Source organism: Pseudonocardia sp. HH130629-09 (genome assembly GCF_001294645.1).
Taxonomy (GTDB): domain Bacteria; phylum Actinomycetota; class Actinomycetes; order Mycobacteriales; family Pseudonocardiaceae; genus Pseudonocardia.
The window spans coordinates 4,026,214-4,045,862 of sequence record NZ_CP011868.1 but is presented as its reverse complement, the minus strand read 5'-3'; the positions used below and the strand labels follow the sequence as shown (position 1 = coordinate 4,045,862).

The 19,649-nt window shown below is 71.9% G+C and carries 16 protein-coding genes and 1 pseudogene; 11 read left to right on the top strand and 6 right to left on the bottom strand.

Features of this window, described 5'->3' with window-relative positions; translation table 11 throughout:
- Positions 1-13 precede the first annotated feature (13 nt).
- Positions 14-1,192 carry a thiolase C-terminal domain-containing protein gene (locus tag XF36_RS18590; protein WP_060712949.1) on the top strand — a complete coding sequence of 393 codons (1,179 nt, stop codon included), beginning with the start codon at positions 14-16 and terminating at the stop codon, positions 1,190-1,192.
- 19 nt (positions 1,193-1,211) lie between these two features.
- Here the strand turns inward: XF36_RS18590 and XF36_RS18585 are convergent, their stop codons facing one another.
- The 5 genes and pseudogenes from XF36_RS18585 to XF36_RS18565 form a co-directional block, all read right to left on the bottom strand.
- Positions 1,212-1,862, bottom strand: a complete 651-nt coding sequence (locus XF36_RS18585) for a TetR family transcriptional regulator (protein WP_238588956.1) — start codon at positions 1,860-1,862, stop codon at positions 1,212-1,214.
- Between the two features lie 109 nt (positions 1,863-1,971).
- Positions 1,972-4,242 (bottom strand): molybdopterin-dependent oxidoreductase, encoded by a 2,271-nt coding sequence (locus XF36_RS18580; protein ID WP_082375504.1) that lies wholly within the window; start codon positions 4,240-4,242, stop codon positions 1,972-1,974.
- 18 nt (positions 4,243-4,260) lie between these two features.
- Positions 4,261-5,322 (bottom strand): alpha/beta hydrolase, encoded by a 1,062-nt coding sequence (locus XF36_RS18575; RefSeq protein ID WP_060712948.1) that lies wholly within the window; start codon positions 5,320-5,322, stop codon positions 4,261-4,263.
- Positions 5,319-6,707 (bottom strand): wax ester/triacylglycerol synthase domain-containing protein, encoded by a 1,389-nt coding sequence (locus tag XF36_RS18570; protein WP_145981418.1) that lies wholly within the window; start codon positions 6,705-6,707, stop codon positions 5,319-5,321. Before XF36_RS18570 ends, XF36_RS18575 begins: the two co-directional genes overlap by 4 nt.
- A gap of 35 nt (positions 6,708-6,742) precedes the next feature.
- A pseudogene (locus XF36_RS18565) lies at positions 6,743-7,782 on the bottom strand (ABC transporter ATP-binding protein).
- A gap of 304 nt (positions 7,783-8,086) precedes the next feature.
- On the opposite strand from XF36_RS18565, the gene XF36_RS18560 reads away from it, so the two are divergent.
- From XF36_RS18560 to XF36_RS18515, 10 genes are all read left to right on the top strand, one after another.
- The gene (locus tag XF36_RS18560) at positions 8,087-8,857 is read left to right on the top strand and encodes an MlaE family ABC transporter permease (protein WP_060712946.1); all 771 of its coding nucleotides are present in this window, start codon (positions 8,087-8,089) and stop codon (positions 8,855-8,857) included.
- A gap of 11 nt (positions 8,858-8,868) precedes the next feature.
- The gene (locus tag XF36_RS18555) at positions 8,869-9,699 is read left to right on the top strand and encodes an ABC transporter permease (protein ID WP_060712945.1); all 831 of its coding nucleotides are present in this window, start codon (positions 8,869-8,871) and stop codon (positions 9,697-9,699) included.
- A 4-nt stretch (positions 9,700-9,703) separates the two neighbouring features.
- A complete protein-coding gene (locus tag XF36_RS18550) occupies positions 9,704-11,071 on the top strand; it encodes an MCE family protein (protein ID WP_060712944.1) in 1,368 nt (455 codons plus the stop codon).
- A complete protein-coding gene (locus XF36_RS18545; protein WP_060712943.1) occupies positions 11,071-12,240 on the top strand; it encodes an MCE family protein in 1,170 nt (389 codons plus the stop codon). Before XF36_RS18550 ends, XF36_RS18545 begins: the two co-directional genes overlap by 1 nt.
- A complete protein-coding gene (locus XF36_RS18540) occupies positions 12,237-13,301 on the top strand; it encodes an MCE family protein (RefSeq protein ID WP_060712942.1) in 1,065 nt (354 codons plus the stop codon). The genes XF36_RS18545 and XF36_RS18540 overlap by 4 nt, the downstream gene beginning before the upstream one ends.
- Complete coding sequence (locus XF36_RS18535) at positions 13,301-14,548, top strand: MCE family protein (protein WP_060712941.1); 1,248 nt, start codon at positions 13,301-13,303, stop codon at positions 14,546-14,548. The genes XF36_RS18540 and XF36_RS18535 overlap by 1 nt, the downstream gene beginning before the upstream one ends.
- A complete protein-coding gene (locus tag XF36_RS18530; RefSeq protein ID WP_064485455.1) occupies positions 14,548-15,864 on the top strand; it encodes an MCE family protein in 1,317 nt (438 codons plus the stop codon). The genes XF36_RS18535 and XF36_RS18530 overlap by 1 nt, the downstream gene beginning before the upstream one ends.
- 1 nt (position 15,865) lies before the next feature.
- Positions 15,866-17,206, top strand: a complete 1,341-nt coding sequence (locus tag XF36_RS18525; protein ID WP_060712940.1) for an MCE family protein — start codon at positions 15,866-15,868, stop codon at positions 17,204-17,206.
- Between the two features lie 205 nt (positions 17,207-17,411).
- Positions 17,412-18,155, top strand: coding sequence for a hypothetical protein (locus XF36_RS18520; protein WP_145981417.1), 744 nt, complete (start codon positions 17,412-17,414; stop codon positions 18,153-18,155).
- Positions 18,152-18,736 (top strand): hypothetical protein, encoded by a 585-nt coding sequence (locus tag XF36_RS18515; protein WP_145981416.1) that lies wholly within the window; start codon positions 18,152-18,154, stop codon positions 18,734-18,736. Before XF36_RS18520 ends, XF36_RS18515 begins: the two co-directional genes overlap by 4 nt.
- A gap of 53 nt (positions 18,737-18,789) precedes the next feature.
- On the opposite strand, the gene XF36_RS18510 is transcribed toward XF36_RS18515, so the two are convergent.
- Positions 18,790-19,596: an SDR family NAD(P)-dependent oxidoreductase gene (locus tag XF36_RS18510; RefSeq protein WP_060712937.1), complete on the bottom strand. Its 807-nt coding sequence runs from the start codon at positions 19,594-19,596 to the stop codon at positions 18,790-18,792.
- Between the last annotated feature and the right edge of the window lie 53 nt (positions 19,597-19,649).

The window sequence follows — 19,649 nt, the reverse complement described above, 5'->3', positions numbered from 1 at the left end:
GGAACGGAGCGACATGACCACACCCGACCGGTCCTTCCGGGGGGCCACCGCGGTGGTGGGGGCGGCCAACACCGCCTTCCACAAGCGCGGGACCGCGACGTCGTCGTCGCTGCAGCTGACGCTGCGGGCGATCCTCGACGCGGCCGCCGACGCGGGCCTCGACGCCCACGACATCGACGGCTTCGTCTCCTACGCGAACGACGACAACGAGGGCCTGGCCGTCGGTGCGGCGCTCGGCGTGAAGGAGGTCCGCTGGTCCAGCATGGTCTGGGGCGGTGGTGGCGGCGGGGTGGCCGCCGCGGTGAACGCGGCGGCCGCGGCCGTCGTCGCGGGGCAGGCCGAGACGGTCTGCGTCTACCGTGGCATCTCCGAGGCCGACGCGGGCAGGCAGAGCTACAGCAAGGGCCACATCGGCCCGCTGTACGGCGCGCACGGTGTCTTCGCGCCCGCGCAGATCTGCGCGCTGCGGACCCAGCGGATGATCGAGGTCGACGGCGTCCCCCGGGAGGCGCTCGGCGCGCTCGTGGCCGCCGCGTACCACCACGCGCAGAACAACCCGGAGGCCGTGGCCTACGGGAAGCCGCTCGACCCCGAGGTGTACGACGACGCCCGGATCATCTCCGAGCCGCTGCGCCTCTACGACTGCTCCCGCGAGAACGACGCGGCCGGTGCCGTCATCGTGACCAGCGCCGCGCGGGCCCGCGGGCTCCGGCAGGAGCCGGCCTACGTGCTCTCCGGGGTGCAGGGCTCCAGCTCGTCCTGGACCGAGTCGGTCGAGAACGAGAGCCCGTACAGCAGCGCGGGCTTCCACCCGGCGCTGGTCGCCCGGCTCTGGGAGGGCGCGGGGATCAAGCCCGGCGAGGTCGACGTCACCCAGGTCTACGAGAACTTCTCCGGGCCCGCCGTCGCGTCGCTGATCGACGTCGGGCTGGTGCCGCCGGGTGCCGAGGCCGGCCGGGTGATGCGCTTCGAGAACCTGATCGCCCCGGACGGCGGCCTGCCACTCAACACCGCGGGCGGCAACATCGCCGAGGGCTTCGTGCACGGCTTCGGGCTGATCGTGGAGGCCGTCCGCCAGATCCGCGGGACCTCGCCCAACCCGGTACCCGGCGCGGCGGTGTCGCTGCTGCTCGGCGGGCCGATGGCGCCGCTGGTCAGCGCCACCGTGTTCGGGGCCGGGTCGACGCTCTGACCCCCTGGGGCCGGCGGCCTCAGGAGGCTTCGGACGACCGGAGGTCGGCGACGGTCCTGCCGGCCAGGCCGTCCGGGGGCGGGGCGTCGGCCGGGACGTACGGCGCCGCCCCGCGGAGGAAGCTGCGGACGGTCTCGGCGAAGACCTCCTCGGTGCTCATCCGGTTCTGCGCGACCGCGTTCGCCAGTGTCGGCTCGGACTCCGGGTCGGCGGTGCCGAAGAGCTCGCCCGCCTCGGCCGGGTCCTTCGCGGCCTCGGCGATCGCGGCGCCGAGCGTCAGCTTGTCCAGCCCGTCGAGGAGCAGGACGCACTGGTCGGCCGGGACCCCGACGGCGGTCAGGAAGCGCGCGCTCTGCTCGTAGGTGCGGATCAGCACGTCGCGGGGCATGAACCGGAGCAGCACCGGTGCCGCGTTGCGGTGCCGCAGCACGGCGTGCCGGAAGTTGAGGCTCAGCGCGACGAACCACTCGATCCAGTTCGGGGTCGTCCGGGAGTCGGGCATCCGGGTCTCCACCACGATGGCGCGGGCGACGCCCCGGAGGATCTCGGCCTTGTCCGCGAAGTGGTGGTAGAGCGAGGGCGCGCGCACGTTGAGCGCACGGGCCAGCCGGGGCAGGCTGAACGCCTCCAGACCTTCCGCGTCGATGATCTCCAGCGACGTCGAGATCACCGAGTCGTACCTGATCAGAGGGCTGGCCGGGCGTGGCATACGGTCATTATCACCGTCCCCGCGGCGCTCGCGGGGGTGGCTCGCCGCACAGCCGCGCCCCGTGCAGGGGTCAGGAGCCGCGGGGCGCCGGTTCGACGCGGACGGGGACGGCGTTCATCTGGACGGTGCCCGACAGCGGGTCGAGCACCGAGCCGTCGGTGAGGGTGTTGCTGTTGACCCCCGGCTGCCGCGCCGCGACGTGGAGCCGGGCGTGGTCGTCGTCGTGACCCCAGCCGTGCGGCAGCGAGCACACGCCGTCCGGCACCTCGTCGGTGAGCCGCACCGGGACCCGGATCCGCCCGGCGGCCGAGCCGACCGAGACCGTCCCGCCGTCGTCGACGCCGAGCTCGTGGGCGTCGCCGGGGGAGACGTAGAGCATCGCGCGCTCCGGGCCCCGTGCGAGCCGGTCCACGTTGTGCAGCCAGGAGTTCTTCGACCGCAGGTCACGACGCCCGATCAGCAGCAGCGTCCCGGGCTCGGCCACCGGGGCGGCGACGCCGGCGAGCGCGTCGAGCACCTGCGCCGGTGCGAGCTCGATCGTGCCGGAGGGGGTGCGGATCACCTCGTCGAGCCGGGGGCCCAGCGGACCGAGGTCGATCCCGTGCGGCGAGCCGAGCAGCCGGGCCAGCGTGAGCCCGCCCGGTACGCGGCCGAAGTGGTCGCCGTAGGGGCCGGACCGGATGCGCAGGTCGAGCAGCCTGCGCGGTCCCCGCTCCGGGAAGTCGGTGACGATCCCGTCCTCGCCGGTGTCGAGCCCGCGCGCGACCGAGGCCCGCAGCGACGCGGCGATCTCGTCGTCGACGAGCCCGGGGTCGGCGCCGGGGCCGCGGCCCTCGTAGATCGCGCAGAGCCGCAGCAGGATCTCCCACTCCGGGATCATCCCGTCGGGCACCGGCCGGGCGGGCCGGGAGAACCGCGCGAAGTTCCGCTGCGCGAACTGGTAGAGCACCAGGTCGAAGTGGTCGCGGGTGAGCGAGCCCGGCGGCGGGAGGATCACGTCGGCGTACCGGGTGGTCTCGTTGAGATAGGGGTCGACGCAGACGAGCGCGTCGAGGTCGGCGAGGGCCCGCTGCATGCTCGTCGAGTCCGGCATGGACCGGGCGAGGTTGCCGCCGTAGACCACCATCCCGCGGACACGGCCCGGACCGGGGGTCAGGATCTCCTCCGCCAGCGCGGCGACCGGGAGCTCGCCGAGCACCTCGGGGTGCCCGCCGACCCGGGTGCGGTACCGCCCGGTGGTGAAGGGTCGCGGGGGCCTGGTCGCCCGCCGGGTGGTGGGGGAACCGGTGACGGGACGGGTGAACTGCAGCCCGCCCGGACGGTCGAGGTGACCGCACACGACGTTCAGGACCTGCAGCGCCCAGCAGGTCAGGGTGCCGTGCCGGTTGAGCGTGGTGCCGAGCCGCCCGTACACCGCGGCGCGTCCGGTCCCGGCGAGCTCGCGGGCGAGCCGGACGATCGCGTCCGGTGCGATCCCGCAGGCGCGGGCCGCGGCCTCGGGTGTCCAGGGCGCGACCGCGGTGCGGAGCTCCGCGAGTCCGGAGACGCGGCCCTCCGCGGCCCGCAGCCGGACCCGGTCCTCGGTGATCACCACGTGCAGCAGGCCGAGCAGCAGGAACAGGTCGGTGCCCGGCCGCACCCTCAGGTGGTCGTCGGCGACGTCGGCGGTCGCGGTCCGCGCCGGGTCGACGACGACGAGCCGGCCGCCGCGCGCCCGCAGGGCCCGCAGCTTGCCGCGGTAGTCCGGCGAGGCTCCGACGCTGCCGTTGGACACCAGCGGGTTGCCGCCGACGATCACGAGCAGGTCGGTGGTGTCGAGATCGGGCACCGGGATGCTGCTGGGCTCGCCGAACAGCAGGGCTGCGGTCACGGTCTGGGGCAGCTGGTCCATGGTGGCCGGCGAGTAGGTCTGGGCACTCCCCAGTGACCGCGCGAGCCTGCCCGCCAGCAGGGTGAAGGCGACGTTGTGGCCGGTCGGGTTGCCGATGTAGGCGGCGACGGTGTCGCGGTCCGTGGCGAGCAGCGGCCCCAGCAGCCGGTCCACCTCGGCGAACGCCTCGTCCCAGGTCGCGGGGCGCAGCTCCCCGTCGCGCCGCACGAGCGGCCGGGTCAACCGGTCGGGGTCGTCGTCGACCGCGCCGAGCGACGCCCCCTTGGGGCAGAGGTAGCCCGCGCTGTAGACGTCGTGGTCGTCGCCGCGGACCGTGACCACGCGGTCGTCGGCGTCGAGGGTGACCGCCAGCCCGCACATCGCCTCGCAGAGCGGGCACCCGCGCGGGACGGTGCGCGGGACGCCCGGTCCCGGGTCGGGGAGCGGGACGGTCGACGGGCGGGTGGACATGGCCGAATTCTATAGTCGTTAGGTTTTGTCGTCCAGGTCCGCCGGAGCGCGGCGGGACCGTCCGGGCAGCGGCCGTGCGGTGCCGGCGAAGGCCGAGCGCAGGAACGTCCCGATGCGGTCGAGCGAGCGCGCGGCCTCCGGGAGCACCGGCGCGAACACCTGGAACACGTGCGGCTGGCCGTGCCAGATCTCGAGCACGCAGTGGGCCCCCGCGGCGGCGAGGCGGCGCGCGAGCTGCTCGGTCTCCTCCCGCAGCACCTCGGCGGAACCGACGGTCAGCAGGGTGGGCGGCAGGTCCGCGAGGTCCGCCCGCAGGGGCGAGTACCGGTCCGGCGCGTCCCCGGCCAGGATCATCTCGATCATCCACTGGAGGGCGGCCGCCGACCCGGTCGGATCGTCGCCGGGATCGAGCGCGGCCCGCGCGGCGGTGTCGAGGTCGTAGACCCCGGACATCCCGACGACGGCCGCCGGCCGGGGCAGGCCGCGTTCCCGGGCACGCAGGGCGGTCGCGACGGCGAGGTGCCCGCCGGCGGAGTCGCCGGCGATCGCGATGCGCCCCGGCGCGATCCCGCGGGCGAGCAGCCACCGGTAGGCGTCGAGGCAGTCCTCGATCTCCTGGTCCAGCGACACCTCCGGGACCATCCGGTAGGCCACCGCCAGGGCGGCCTGCCCGGACGCCGACGACAGCCGGGAGACCAGCGAGCGGTGCGAGTTCAGGCCACCGAACAGCCAGCCCCCGCCGTGCAAGTAGAGGACGACGGCGTCGGGGTCCCGCACGCCCCGCCCGACCGACCACTCCGCGGGGAGGCCGTTGACCGAGGTGCGGCCGACCCGTGCGCCCCAGGGCACCGGCACGTGGGCGGCCCACTCGTCGAAGCGGGCCAGCCGGTCCCGCAGCGCCCGGGTCAGCGTGTCGCCGGTCAGGGCGCGCAGGGCCCGGGCCATGAGCTGGTCCATGACGGCCGTCAGGACGCGGGACCGGATGCTCGGCCGGTGGTGCTCCGTGACGAGCACGCCCACCGGCTCCGGACCCTCGGGGTGGGCCGCCGCCCGCGGACGGCCGTGGTGCTCGGCCGTCATCCGCGCAGCGTCGGCGTCGCGGTGCCCGGCGCCAGGTCGAGCACCTCGGTGAACCCGTCCACCAGGCACTGCAGGTACAGGTCGCCGTCGGCGAAGGCCGCGGTGTCGAGCCCGACCCCGATGCAGGCGGTGGAACCGTGGCTGACCAGCGTGATCAGCGAGGCACCCCCGCCGAGCGGGCCGTAGCCGTAGAACCGTTCGACCCGGGCGCCCGCGAGGTAGTGGTCCCCCTGCAGCCCCGGCACGTTGCTGGCGTGCAGGTCGTTGCCCTTCGTCATCGGCCCGGCGAGGATCGCGGCGAGCGCGCCGGGCATGCGGCCGAGCAGCGGCGCGAACAGGCCGATCACGTCGACCGCCGGCTCCTCCCGGACCTCGGACACCACGGCCCGGATCCGCTCGACCCGGCGGACCACGTCGGTCTCGGCCATCGGACCGGCGAACCGGGCCGAGGCGATGCGGTTCCCGCCCTCGGGATCGTCGGGCCGGCGCAGCGAGATCGGCATGGCGGTCGGGACGGCCTCCGGGGGCGGTGCCCCGGAACGCTCGTGGAAGAGACGGTACCCGCCGAGCAGCCCGGCCAGGAACGCGTCGTTCACGCTGCCGCCCGCGGCCTTCGCCGCCGCCCTGAGCCGGTCGAACGGGACGTCGACGGCGGCGAGCCGGAGGGTCAGGCCCCGCTCGGCGAGCAGCGCCGAGTTCTCGGCGGCCGGGGGAGCGAGCACCCGGCCCAGGGACGACACGTACCGGGACACCGCCCCGGCCATCGAGAACGGCGCGGCCAGCGACCGCAGCCCGGCCGAGCCCAGCCTGCCCACCTCGCCGGTCACGCGGCCGAGGTCGGCACGGGCCTGGGCGACCAGGGCCTCGTAGGGCGACATGGGAGGTGTCTGCAGGTGCGCCGGCCGCAGGCCGCCCGGCACGTCGTCCTGCCGCTCCGGCGCCAGGATGCGCGCCAGGTGCTGCATCACGCCCAGACCGTCGGTGACGGCGTGGTGCATCTTTAGCGCGTACAGGGCGCGGCCGCGGGGGAGACCCTCCACCAGGAGCGCCTCCCACGGGGACCGGGCCCGGTCGAGCGGGCTCATGTAGAACTGGGACAGCCCCTCCATCAGCTCCGTCCAGCCGCCGCGGGCCGGGAGCTGGTGGCGGCGCAGGTGGAACCGGAGGTCCATCTCCGGGTCGGTCGTCCACCGCGGTACCCCGAGGCCCAGCACCGGCTCCACGACCCGCTGGCCGAGCCGGGGGACGATGGCGACGGCGGCCTCGTGCACGGCGGCCAGCCGGGCGTGGTCCGGAACGGCGTCGAGCTCGAGACAGGCCATGGCCGGTGTCCGCAGTGCGGGATCCGACTCGATCCGCCACATGACGGTCTCGAAGGCGTTCATCTCCTCGCCGGCGGCGTCCGTGTGACTCGTCCCCGTCACGGCACGCGGGGGAACTGGGTCGTGGGCTCGTCGCGGAACCCGTGCCGGGCGGCGCCGGCGCCGGCGGGGACCGCCTGGTCGTCCATGTTGGCGCGGATCGCCTCCTGGGCCGCGGGCGGGAGCGTGTGCATCATCTCGCGGACCCGTTCCTGGCGGCGCCGGACGGCCGCCCGCTCGGGCATCCCCGAGGAGGCCTGGAGCTGCGGCTTCATGGGGGGCAGGCCGGCCAGGCCGCCGGCCTCGGCCATCTCCCGCTCGGCCTGCGCGGAGTCCTTCTCCTCGCTCATCCCGATCGGGCCCTGGCGGCGGCCGTTGAGGAACTGCGACACCACCGGCTCCTCGGAGGTCAGCAGCTGCTCGCGGGGGCCGAACATCGCCAGCTGCTTGCGGTAGAGCAGGCCAATGTTGTCCGGGATCGTCTGGGCGGTGTTGATGTCGTGGGTGACGATCAGGAACGTCGAGTCCGTCTGCGCGTTCAGGTCGATGATCAGCTGGTTCAGGTAGGCCGTGCGCACCGGGTCCAGCCCGGAGTCCGGCTCGTCGAACAGGATGATCTCGGGGTCGAGGACCAGCGCGCGGGCCAGCCCCGCGCGCTTGCGCATGCCGCCGGAGATCTCGCCGGGGAGCTTCGCCTCGTCGCCGCGCAGGCCCACCAGCTCCATCTTCTCGAACACGATGTCGTTGATCTGGGACTCGGTCTTCGAGGTGTGCTCGCGGAGCGGGAAGGCGATGTTGTCGTACAGGTTCATCGACCCGAACAGGGCGCCGTCCTGGAAGAGGACGCCGAACAACTTTCGGATCTCGTAAAGCCGCGACTCGTTGCACCGGACGAGGTCCGTGTCGTGGATCACGATGGAGCCCTGCTCGGGCTTGAGCAGCCCGATGAGGGTCTTGAGGAACACGGACTTGCCCGTCCCGGACGGGCCCAGCAGCACCGAGACCTCCCCGGGGGCAGCGTCAGCGTGACGTCCGACCAGATATTCGCCCGGCCGAACGACTTCGACAGGTTCTCGACCTTGACCTCGACGCCCTTCACGGCGCACCTCCTCGTGACGCTGCACCCGGCCGGTGCCGGGCTCCGATAATGAGACAACGAAACATATCTCGTCGAGTGTCTCTTCCGGCGCGCCTCGATCGGGTGATGCCAGGCGGCTGCGTTACTCCGATCGGGTTAACCGTGAGACGTAAGACGAAACTTGTAACGTCGTAGCTCGTTTCGCCTACTACCGGAGCCCGCAGTCCCCAGCGGCCGTCCGGGATCCCCGTCGTCTCAGAGCAGAGGCCCCGATGCAGCCCGATGTTGTGACCTGCACCGTCGCCGTTCCGGACAGGGAGGCGTGATGGCAACGCCTCCCGTTGTGACCCGGACGGTGGCGCCGCTCGGCACCTTCTTCGCCTTCACCGCGGACACCTTCGTCGCGATGTTCAAGCGACCCTTCCAGTGGCGCGAGTTCGTGCAACAGACCTGGTTCGTCGCAAGCGTCTCGCTGGGCCCGGCGATCCTGCTGGGCATCCCGTTCGTCGCCCTGGTGACCTTCCAGTTCAACCTGGTGCTCGTCGAGATCGGCGCCATCGACCTCAGCGGGTCGGGCTCGGCGTTCGCGACGGTGACACAGATCGGCCCGGTGGCGACCACATTCATCATCGCCGGGGCCAGTTCGACGGCGATCTGCGCCGACATCGGGGCACGGCGCATCCGCGAGGAGCTCGACGCGATGGAGGTGCTCGGGATCGACGTCGTGCAACGGCTGGTCGTCCCCCGGGTGCTCGCCACCGCGCTCAACGCGTTCCTGCTGAACGGCGTCATGATCCTGATCGGGCTGGGGGGCGGCTACTTCTTCGCCGTGTACCTCCAGGACGCCAGCCCCGGCCAGTACATCGACTCGCTCACCCTGCTGGTCGGCTTCGACGACCTGGTGCACGGCGAGCTGCGGGCGGTCGTCTTCGGGGTCGTCGGCGCGTTGATCGGCTGCTACCGCGGCATGACCTGCAAGGCAGGGCCCCGCGGCGTCGGGAACGCGGTCAACGAGACGGTCGTCTACACCTTCCTCGCGCTCTTCCCGATCAACATCCTGCTGACGCAGATCCCCTATTCGCTCGGTCTCGTGTGAGGGACGAATCCATGCTCTCCACTGTGCGCAACGCACTCGGTGCCCCGCTGCGGCTCCTCGACGACCTCGGCCGGCAGGCCGAGTTCTACGGCAAGGGCGTCATCTGGATCCCGAAGGCGGTCAAGAGCTACAAGACCGAGCAGGTCCGTCTCATCGCCGAGGTCGGTATGAGCAACGGCGCGCTGGCGGTGATCGGCGGTTCGTCGGTCATCACGTTCTTCATCACCCTGTTCGCGGGCGTGACCGGCGGCCTGCAGAGCTACGACGCGCTCGCCAACCTGCAGCTGGAGGCGCTCGGCGGGTTCGCCTCGGCGATCATCAACCCCCGACTACTGGTGCCGATCATCGCGGGCGCGGCGCTCGCCGCGACCGTCGGCAGCGGCTTCACCGCCCAGCTCGGGGCGATGCGGGTGTCGGAGGAGATCGACGCGCTCGAGGTCATGGGAGTGCGCTCGCTCCCGTACCTGGTCACGACACGGCTCGTCGCCGGGATGATCACCATCATCCCGATCTTCGCCATGGCGATGGTCGGCGCATGGGTGGGGTGGAAGACGACCCAGGTGGGCTTCTTCGGCCTGTCCGAGGGCACCTTCGACCACTACATGCAGACGTTCATGCAGTGGCAGGACGTCCTCTACTCCTTCGCCCAGGCGATCGGCATCGCCGTCGTCGTGATCTCCATCCACACCTACTACGGCTACACGGCGACCGGTGGGCCCGCCGGCGTCGGCCTGGCGGTGGGCAAGGCCGTCCGGACCTCGCTCATCGCGGTCCTGACCGCGGAGCTCGCCATCTCGATGGCCCTGTACGCCGACTCCGACGCCTTCCGCATCACGGGATGACCAGATGAACGAATCGTTCTTCTCGCGGTTCAAGTACCGCGTGTACGCACTCATCCTGCTCGGGGTGGTGTTCGGGTTCCTCGCACTCTGCACGGCGATGTACCTGAACGCGTTCGCCAACACCGTGCCGGTCACGCTCCGGGCCGATCGGTCGGGCCTGCAGATGTACCCCGGCAACCGGGTTCAGCTGAAGGGCGTCGACGTCGGCGAGGTCGGATCGGTGTCGCTCGCCGACGGCGACCGCGGTGCCGTCGACATCGTCCTGGCCATGGATGCCGACCGGATCGGCCAGGTCCCCTCCGACGTCACGGTGTCGCTGGACCAGCTCACCGCCTTCGGTGCGAAGACCGTGCAGCTCGCGGAGCCGACAGCGCCCTCGGGACGGACGCTGGCTGCCGGTGACGAGCTCACCAGCGACGCGGTCACCGTCGAGGTCAACACCCTGTTCGACTCGCTGGACCGGATCCTCGAGACCCTCGAGCCGGCCCAGGTCAGCGAGGTCGTCGGTAACCTGGCGAACTCCCTGGACGGGCGCGGCGAGGAGATCGGGCAGACCGCCCAGCAGCTCGCCGCATACCTGAAGCGGTTCAACGCCAACCTCCCTCAGCTGCAGACAGACTTCCGCAAGGGAGCCGACCTGGCCGGCCTCTACGGCGACATCGCGGGCGACCTGACGGGCCTCCTGGACAACGGCACGGTGACCAGCCGGACGATTGTCGAGCAGCAGGCCGACCTGGAGAGCTTCCTGTTCCAGATCTCCCGCGTGTCGATGACCGGTGAGGCGTTCTTCCTGCAGAACCGCGAGGGGATCCGCGACGTGTCGCAGACCGCTCTGCCGACCACGGACCTCCTGCGCGAGTACTCGCCGATGTTCGCGTGCTGGCTGCAGGGGCTCGACAAGTCCCGCCGGCAGTTGGAGCAGCAGCAGGGCAACACGGTTCCCGGTTTCGTCGGTCTCGTGACGTTGCAGCCCGGCGACGACGTCTACAAGAGCCCGCCCGTCGTCGGTGCGGACAACGGCCCCGACTGCCACGGCATGCCCGGGCTCGACGGCAGCGTGGTCCCCGAGTCCCTGCTGAAGAACGTCGACAAGGGCGGCGAGCCCAACTCGACAGGTGACAACACGGTCCGGGTCGCCGACCCGACCCTGGTCACGCAGCTGTTCGGGCCGTTCGCCGACGCCGGTGGGCAGGCCGGTCTGCCGGGCGCCCAGGTCCAGCCGCCGCCGATGGCCCCCGGCGCAGTGCCCGCGCCGGCGCCGGGCGCGCCCGCGCCCCTCCCGCCCGGCACGGAGTCAGCCCCGCCGGCCGCGCCGCCGGCTGGGTCCGGCGGCTTGCTGGGCGGCTTGTTCGGCGACGAGGAAGGTCAGTGATGAGCGTTTCCAAGGCACAGAACATCACCGGCCCGCTGGTCAAGACCACGATCTTCGTGGTGGTCACACTCCTGGTGCTGGCCGTGGTCAGCATCGAGATGGGGGCGGGTTCCGGCTTCGGCGACCAGCGTCGCTACTCCGGGGTGTTCACCGACACCTCGGGCCTCGTCGAGGGGGACTCGGTCCGGATCTCGGGTGTGGAGGTCGGGTCGGTCGAGGACGTCTCCGTCGTCGACAACACCCAGGGTCTGGTCACGTTCACCGTCGAGTCCGCGCGGGACCTGCCCGCGGACACCCGGCTCGCGGTCCGCTACCTGAACCTGACGGGGGACCGCTACCTCGAGGTCGCCAAGGGACCGGCCGGTGGGCCGGCGTTGGCGGAGGACGACGTCGTCCCCGTCGCCCAGACCCGACCGGCACTCGACCTCGACGTCCTGCTCGCGGGTTTCTCCCCGCTGTTCGAGGGACTGGCCCCGGACCAGATCAACCAGCTCAGCTCGGATCTGATCTCGGTGTTCCAGGGGCAGGGCGGCACCATCGAGTCGCTGCTCGCTCGTGTCGGCTCGCTGACCAACACCCTGGCCGACAAGGACGCGGTCATCGGCTCGGTGGTCGACAACCTCAACACCGTTCTCGGGACCCTCGACAGGCGGGCGCCCGAGCTGGAGTCGACCATCACGGAGCTCCAGCAGCTCACCAGCGGGCTGGCGGGCGATCGTCAGCGCATCGGCGAGTCCCTCGAGGGGGCCAACCGGCTGACCAGCAGCGTCGACCAGCTGCTGGGCAAGGTCCGCGGTCCGCTGAAGAACACCGTCGACCAGCTCGACCGCGTCGCCACCCAGGCCAAGGCGGGTGAGGCGGCGATCGACGAGAACCTCGCACTGCTGCCCGGCGCGTACCTGCGGGTCAGCCGCCTGGGCTCGCGGGGCGCGACCTACAACCTGTTCATCTGCTCGGTGCGGACCAAGACGACGGGCCCCGCCGGTGATCCGGTGTACTCGCCCTGGGTCGGTCCGGCCGACAACGTCGACCGCTGCAAGTTCGGCAACTCCCCGCTGGAGACGCCCGAGCAGCGGGAGGCGGACCCGATCCCGCAGGAGGACGCGGACGAGCAGGGCCAGGTCCCTGACGACCTCCTCCGCACCGACGGTACGGAGGGTGGGCGATGAAGCTCCGGTTCCGGGAGAAGAACCCCGTCACGATCGCCATCGCCGGCCTCGCGATCCTCGCGGTGCTGCTGGTCGCGTCGTTCCAGCTCGCAGAGCTGCCGGTCTTCGCCGGCAAGAAGTACGAGGCCCGGTTCACCGAGGCGGGCGGCCTGCAGGCGGGCAACACCGTCCGGGTCGCCGGGACCGAGGTGGGCCAGGTCCGGTCCGTCTCGCTCGAGGGTGCCGACGTCGTCGTCGCGTTCACGGCCAAGGACGTCGAGCTGGGCGACCTCACGTCGGCGACGATCGGGACCCAGACCCTGCTCGGGGAACGCAACCTCGAGCTGCGCCCGGACGGTCGTGCCCCGATGCAGAGCGGCGACACGATCCCGCTCGAACGCACGAAGGCGCCGTACAGCATCACCCAGGGCATCGAGGACCTCACCCGACGGACCGGTGAGATCGACATGCAGCAGGTCAGCACGGCGCTGGACTCCTTCACCGACGCGTTCCGGAACACCCCGGACGACATCGGGCCGGCCTTCGAGGGGATCACCCGGCTGTCGCGCACGATCGCGAGCCGCGACGCCGCGATCCAGGACCTGCTCGCGCGGGCCGAGAGTGTCACCGGCGTCCTGAACCGCCAGACCGCGAAGCTGACCGCCCTGCTCACCGACGGCAACAAGCTGCTCGGCGAGCTGGAGGCTCGCCGGGAGGTCATCGGCCAGCTCCTGGTCACGACGCGCGCGGCCACCGACCAGATCGTCGGCCTGGTCGACGACCAGCGCGGCCGGCTCGCGCCCGCCCTGACCGAGCTCAACGGCGTGCTGGAGATCCTCGAACGCAACGAGGGCAACATCGTCTCCTCGATCGAACGCGTCTCGAGCTTCATCACCGGGCTCGGCGAGGGTCTGGCCGGAGGCCCGTTCTTCGCCGGTCACGGCGATCTCGGCAACGTCGGACCGACTTTGTTCCCGGTCAACGACTTCGTCCCGAGCCTGGCCGTACCGGCCCCGTCGGCCGAGGGCTTCGCCCCCACACCGCCGTCGGTCGGCGGTCTCATCGGCGCCGGAGGAAACTGATGCCCCGTCTCACTTCGGGACCGCTGCTGTCCCGGATCCTGATCGCCGGGCTGGTGGCCGCCGTGCTGGCCGCCGCCGCGATCATCCTGATCAACACCACGACCAAGACGGGCGTGGCCTACTTCGCGTCGGTCAAGAGCGTCTACCCGAACGACCGTGTGCGGATCCAGGGCGTCGACGTCGGCAAGATCAAGTCGATCGAGCCGGCCGGGGACCAGGTGCGCATGGAGTTCACCTACGACGCCCGGTACGACCTGCCGGCGGAGGTGAACGCGGCGATCGTGTCGCCGACGCTGGTGGCCACCCGCTTCCTGCAGCTCGCACCCGCCTACACCGGCGGGCCGGTGCTGCCCGACGGCGGCGACATCCCCGTCGAGCGCACGGTCTCCCCGCTCGAGTTCGACGACCTCAAACAGGAGCTGCAGAACCTGAGCCGGGCCCTGGGTCCGGAGCAGGCGAACCAGAGCGGATCGCTGTCCCGGTTCCTCGACATGGCGGCGGCCAATGCCGCGGGGGGCCAGGGCGCCAGGTTCAACGAGCTGGTCCGGGAGGCCTCGGCAGCCGTGGAGACCCTGTCCGAGGGCCGCGGCGACCTGTTCGGCACCGTCCGCAACCTGCAGGCGTTCGTCACCGCGCTCAAGCAGGTCGACGGCCAGATCGTGGAGTTCAACCAGCGCCTCGACACCGTCTCCGGGGTGCTCACCGACAACGAGGACGAGCTGTCGGCCGCGCTGGACGGCATCTCGCGGGCCGCGGTGGCGGTCGACGAGTTCGTCGACGAGAACGGCCCGGTCCTCAACGAGTCGGTGACCGAGCTCGGGGACCTCACCCGGACCCTGTCCAACTCGCGCGACGAACTCGCGACGATCCTGCACGTCGGTCCCAGCACGCTGATGAACCTGTTCAACATCGTCTCGCCGAGGACGCGGGCGCTGTCGGGCAAGCTGGTCGTCGACAACCTGAACACTCCGGCGGACTTCGTCTGCTCGGCGTTCACGGCGGCGGCGCAGGACCCGGTCCAGGGCATCGACTACTGCAAGAGCAACCTCGGCCCGCTGTTCAACCTGCTGCGGGTGCAGCAGCCGCCGATCGGTATCAACCCGATCAACCCCGGTCTCGGGGGGCCGACCGACAACCAGCCCGGGCGCGACGCGCCGTACCGCCAGCCCCCGCCGGGCCCGGAGGCCCCGCCGGACGTCGACGCCCCGGGCCTGGGCGGTCTGCTGCTGCCCGAAGGAGGCAACTGATGGGCACGACACGGCGCGGTGCGGTGGTCGCGATGATCGCCGCGTGCGCGGTCTCCCTCACCGCGTGCGACTACAGCGGCCTGAACGACTTCACGCTGCCCGGGGTTCCCGGCGTCGGCGCCGGTGCCTACACCGTGCAGATCGAGCTGAAGAACGTCGCCGACCTGGTGCCGAACAACCCGGTCCGGGTCGGCGACCAGCCGGTCGGCAACATCACCGACGTCCGGCTCGACGACTGGACGGCCGTCGTCACGGTCTCCCTCGACCCGGACGTCGAGCTGCCCGCCAACTCCCGGGCGCGGATCGGCCAGACCTCGCTCCTCGGTGCCAAGTACGTGGAGCTGTCGCCGCCGACCGACCAGGCCCCGACGGGTCGGCTCGAGGACGGGGCGCGGATCGGTCTCGAGCAGTCGGGCAAGTATCCCGAGACCGAGGAGGTCCTCGCCTCGGTGGCCACCCTGCTGAACGGGGGAAACCTGCAGAACCTCAAGTCGATCACCGGGGAGCTCAACAAGGCCCTGGGGGGACGCACCGAGGACTTCCGCACCCTGCTGACCGAGCTCGAGACGTTCAGCCGCGGACTCGACGACCAGAAGGCCGACAGCACCCGGGCCCTCGACGGGATCGACCGGCTCGCCGCCCGGTTCGCCGAACAGGACCAGGTCATCGACGGCGCGCTGGAGTCGATCCCGCCGGCCCTGACCGTGCTGAACCGGGAGCGGGAGAACCTGACGGACACGTTGGTGGCGCTGGGCAGGTTCGGCGACGCGACCGACGCGGTCGTCGCCGAGAGCTCGGACAACCTGGCCCGGAACCTCGACAACCTGACGCCCGCCCTGAAGGGACTGGCGGACGCGAACAACTCGCTGACCGACTCGCTGGGGCTGCTCGGGACCATCATCTTCCCGCTGCGCAACTTTGGGGAGACGTTCCAGGGCGACTACATCAACTTCTGGCTGACGCTGGACCTGACGCTGGGCACGCTGGACCAGAACTTCCTCACCGGAACCCCGATGGAAGGCCAGCTGAACCGGTTGCAGGACATCATGAAGGCCGGCGGCAACGCGCTCGACGCGGCCGACCCGCTCACGGCGCCCGTCCTCCCGCAGGAGCCCGGAGCGCCCATCGGCGAGCCGGGACTGGACCTGCTCGACGGCGCGGTGCCGAACGACCCGCCGCCCGGACCGCCGTCGGGGACCCTGGAACCCCCGGCGCCCCCGGAACAGAGCGAGTTCGAGCGTCGCCAGCAGGAACAGCAACCGGCCGAGCAGCCCTCGGACGGCGGCCTGCTCGGCGGTCTGACGGGAGGCAACTGAGGTGATCACCCGCTACGTGAAGGTGCAGCTGGCGATCTTCACCGTGCTCACGGTGGTCGCGACGCTGCTGATCGTCTTCCACTACGTCCGGGTACCACAGGTGCTCGGCATCGGCCGCATCGCCGTGACGGCGACGCTGCCGACGGCCGGGGGCCTCTACCCCAACGCCAACGTCACCTACCGCGGCGCGACGGTCGGCACGGTCACCGACGTCGACCTGGACCCCGAGGGCGTCCGCATCCGGATGACGATCGACGAGGACCACGTGCCACCGGCGGGCAGCCGGGCCGAGGTGCACAGCGTGTCGGCCATCGGCGAGCAGTACGTCGACTTCGTCCCCCAGGACCCCGCCGCCCCGCCGCTGGCCGACGGTGCGCACGTCCCGCTCGAGCTGACCTCGGTCCCGGTCCCGACCGCCGACGTCCTGCAGGGCACGGACAACCTGCTCACCTCGGTCGACCAGCAGAACTTCACCACCGTCCTGAACGAGTTCGCCGACGCGTTCCGGGGCATCGGCCCGGACCTGGGCCGGCTGGTCGACAACACCGGACTGCTGGTCGAGGAGGCGGATCGGAACTACGACCCGACCGAGAAGCTGATCAACGACTTCGAGGGCTTCGCCGACCCGCAGCTGGCCACCAGCGACTCGATCAGGAGCTGGGCGGCGAACCTGAACTCCTTCACCGGGCAGCTGCGCGAGAGCGACCCCGCACTGCGGTCGGTCCTGACGGACGGCTCCCGTGCCGCGCAGCAGGCCGAGGGACTGCTCAGCGACCTGAGCCGTAGCACCCCGACTTTGCTGAGCACGACCGAGGTCCTGACCCGGCTGGCCGAGGCCTACAACGCCCCGCTCGAGCAGATCCTGGTCGTGTACCCGATGTTCACGGCCGGATCGCTGATCGTCGCGCCGGAGGCGGAGCCCGGCATCTTCCGGTTCAACCTCGGAACGAACGTGAACCAGCCCAACTGCGTCGAGGGGTGGATCCCCGCAGGCCAGCCGGGTGGACCGCGCAACGCGATGGAGGTCGGCGACGAGCCGCTCCCGGAGAACAGCTACTGCAAGCTGCCCCAGGACGACCCGACGCTGGCGCGCAGCGCGCGCAACCTGCCGTGCTTCGAGCCCGGGTCGCCTCCCGGACGCCGCGCGGCGACGATCTTCCAGTGCCGTGGTGACGGCTACAGCCCGTCGGCCGCGGGCCGGCTGACGCTGCGCCCGGACACCCCGGTGGACGGCGAGCCGGCCTTCGAGCCCCTCGGTGCGATCGGTGCGGTGAGCAGCCCCGCGCCCCCACCCGAGGCCATGACGCTGGGCGGTCTGATGTCCGTCCCGGGGGAGGCCTGACCTGCTCCTGCAGAGCTCGCGAGACCCCCTGACGATACAGAACGACGATTGTGTCAGTATCGGTTGGCCGTGACGGACACAACAGTCGCAGCCGTCAGGTTCGCGCCCCGGACCCCCGCCGGGGCGCTGGAACACGGTGCCGGTCCCCGCGTCCCGCTCATCCCCGGAGCGGGACGGCCCGGCACCGCCGAACCGAGGAGTTGACGTGGTGAGAACCTCCCAGAGCGGTCGGAGCGCGGGCTCGCCGCCGACCGGGGACGGGTCGGCCGCCGACCCGTCCCCGGACGATGTGACCCCCGAGGGTCCGGCGACCGACGCCCGTGGCGAGCGGGCGCGGGAGGGGACGGCCGGCGCCGGTGCGGCGGATCCCCTCCCTGCCACCGCACCCGTCCGCGGTGTCGACGAGCCCGGTCCGACCGGAGGCGACGCCCCCGCGGACGTCCCCCCGGGCGCCGACGGCGACGGGCCGGCGCCGAGCCCAGCTGTCCGGCGCGGTGTGCTCGCCTCGTTCGTCCTCGCGCTCGTCGCGGCCGTGGTGAGCGGGATCGTGTGGAACACGGGCCGCGCGGCCGAGTCCGATCGGGCCGCGGCGCTCGAGACGGCCCAGGACGCTGCGGTGATGCTGACGTCGATCAACCACGAGACCGCCGAGCAGGACGTGCGACGGGTCGTGGAGGACTCCACCGGGGACTTCGGCGGGCTGTTCGCGCAGAACCTGGACTCCTACATCGCCCTCGTGAAGGAGTCGAAGGTGTCCACCCAGGGCGAGGTGACCGGGGCCGGCATCGACTCCATCGACGCCTCGACCGCGCGGGCGATCCTGGCGGTGAAGGCGAACGTGTCCAATCAGAGCGTGCCGAACGGCGAGCCGCGGTTCTACCGGATGGTCACCGAGCTGGAGAAGAAGGACGGCGAATGGCTCGTGTCGCGAGTGGAGTTCGTGCCGTGAGGGGTCCGAGGGCACTGCTTCGTCCCGTGGGCCGCGGTCTGAGGTGGATCGGCCTGCTGCCGGTCCGGGCGTACCGGTCGGTCGTCGGCTGGTACCGCGACCGCCCCCGGCAGGCGACACGGGTGCTCGGGGCCGGTGCCGTGGTGCTGGCGGCGCTGGCGGTGCTGTTCACCGTGCTGCAGGTGCAGAACATGCGGACGGACTCGGCCCGGAACGAGGCGCGAGCGGTGGCCGAGGAGGTCGTGCCGCGGCTGCTGTCCTACGACCACCGCAGTATCGCCGACGAGCTCGACGAGCGGACCGAGCAGGTCGGCGGCAGGTTCCGCGAGGATTACACCAGCCTGGTCCGGGACATCGTCATCCCGGCGTCGAACCGCGACCAGCTGGTCACCCAGACCTCCGCGGCCGCGGTCGGCACGACCGAGGTGTCGTCGCCGGGGCAGGTCCAGCTCATGATGTTCCTGAACCAGACCTCCACGCGGGCGGGGCAGGACCAGCCGACGCTGTCGGGATCGCGCGTGCGGGTCACGATGGAGCAGGACGGCGACCGCTGGCTGGTGTCGGCGCTCGACCCGGTGTGACGGGCCGCGCCGGGAGGCTCGGCCTCCCGGCGCGCGGTCGATCCGGTGTCTGCTCAGTGCCCGCTCATTCCGCCGTCGACGGCGAGCGTCGCCCCGGTGACGTAGCCGGAGGCGGGTGCGGCGAGGAACAGCATCGCGGCGTCGAGCTCACGCTGGGTGCCGAGTCGCTGCAGCGGCGCGCCGGCGAGGAAGCGGCCGAGGGTCTCCTCCGGCATCTCCTCGGTCATCTCGGTGTTGACGAACCCGGGGGCGAGCGCGTTGACCCGGATCCCGCGGCGGCCCGACCACTGCTGGGCGAGGTCACGGGTCAGGCCGAGGAGGCCGGCCTTGCTCGCCGAGTAGGCGGCCTGCGGAAGCGCCGACGCGACGAGGCCCAGCACGCTCGCGACGTTCACGATCGCCGAGCCGGGCTCCATCCGCCGGGCGCAGGCCTGCGCCATCCAGTACGCCCCGGACAGGTTGACGTCGAGCACGCCCCGGAAGTCGCCGGGCTCCTCCCTCAGTGCCGGAACCACGCTGCTGATGCCGGCGTTGTTCACGAGTACGTCGACCCGGCCGAAGCGTTCGAGTGCGGCCCCCGCGACCCGGTCGCAGTCGTCGGGGTCGGCGACGTCGGCCGTGACGGCGTGCCACCGACGGTCGTGCCGCGCCACCGCGGCGCCGGTCTCGGCGAGGCGGTCGGCCCTGCGGGCGGCCAGGACGACGTCCGCCCCCGCCTCGGCGAGCGCGACCGCGAACCCGGCCCCGAGTCCGGAGCTCGCCCCGGTGACGACGGCGACCTTCCCGTCGAGCCGGAAGAGGTCGAGCAGGGGGGTCTGCGGGGCGGGCCGCTCCCCGGGAGCGGCATCATCGACGATCATATGACGGATGATGTCATATGTATCTATCAGTGCGGCCCAGGTGCGCTCCTACC

Coding starts and splice junctions, on each gene's coding strand:
- XF36_RS18575 (WP_060712948.1), bottom strand. CDS start 5,322: ATGACGGCCGAGCACCACGGCCGTCCGCGGGCGGCGGCCCACCCCGAG.
- XF36_RS18590 (WP_060712949.1), top strand. CDS start 14: ATGACCACACCCGACCGGTCCTTCCGGGGGGCCACCGCGGTGGTGGGG.
- XF36_RS18555 (WP_060712945.1), top strand. CDS start 8,869: ATGCTCTCCACTGTGCGCAACGCACTCGGTGCCCCGCTGCGGCTCCTC.
- XF36_RS18530 (WP_064485455.1), top strand. CDS start 14,548: ATGGGCACGACACGGCGCGGTGCGGTGGTCGCGATGATCGCCGCGTGC.
- XF36_RS18510 (WP_060712937.1), bottom strand. CDS start 19,596: ATGATCGTCGATGATGCCGCTCCCGGGGAGCGGCCCGCCCCGCAGACC.
- XF36_RS18545 (WP_060712943.1), top strand. CDS start 11,071: ATGAGCGTTTCCAAGGCACAGAACATCACCGGCCCGCTGGTCAAGACC.
- XF36_RS18580 (WP_082375504.1), bottom strand. CDS start 4,242: ATGTCCACCCGCCCGTCGACCGTCCCGCTCCCCGACCCGGGACCGGGC.
- XF36_RS18535 (WP_060712941.1), top strand. CDS start 13,301: ATGCCCCGTCTCACTTCGGGACCGCTGCTGTCCCGGATCCTGATCGCC.
- XF36_RS18560 (WP_060712946.1), top strand. CDS start 8,087: ATGGCAACGCCTCCCGTTGTGACCCGGACGGTGGCGCCGCTCGGCACC.
- XF36_RS18550 (WP_060712944.1), top strand. CDS start 9,704: ATGAACGAATCGTTCTTCTCGCGGTTCAAGTACCGCGTGTACGCACTC.
- XF36_RS18570 (WP_145981418.1), bottom strand. CDS start 6,707: ATGAACGCCTTCGAGACCGTCATGTGGCGGATCGAGTCGGATCCCGCA.
- XF36_RS18540 (WP_060712942.1), top strand. CDS start 12,237: ATGAAGCTCCGGTTCCGGGAGAAGAACCCCGTCACGATCGCCATCGCC.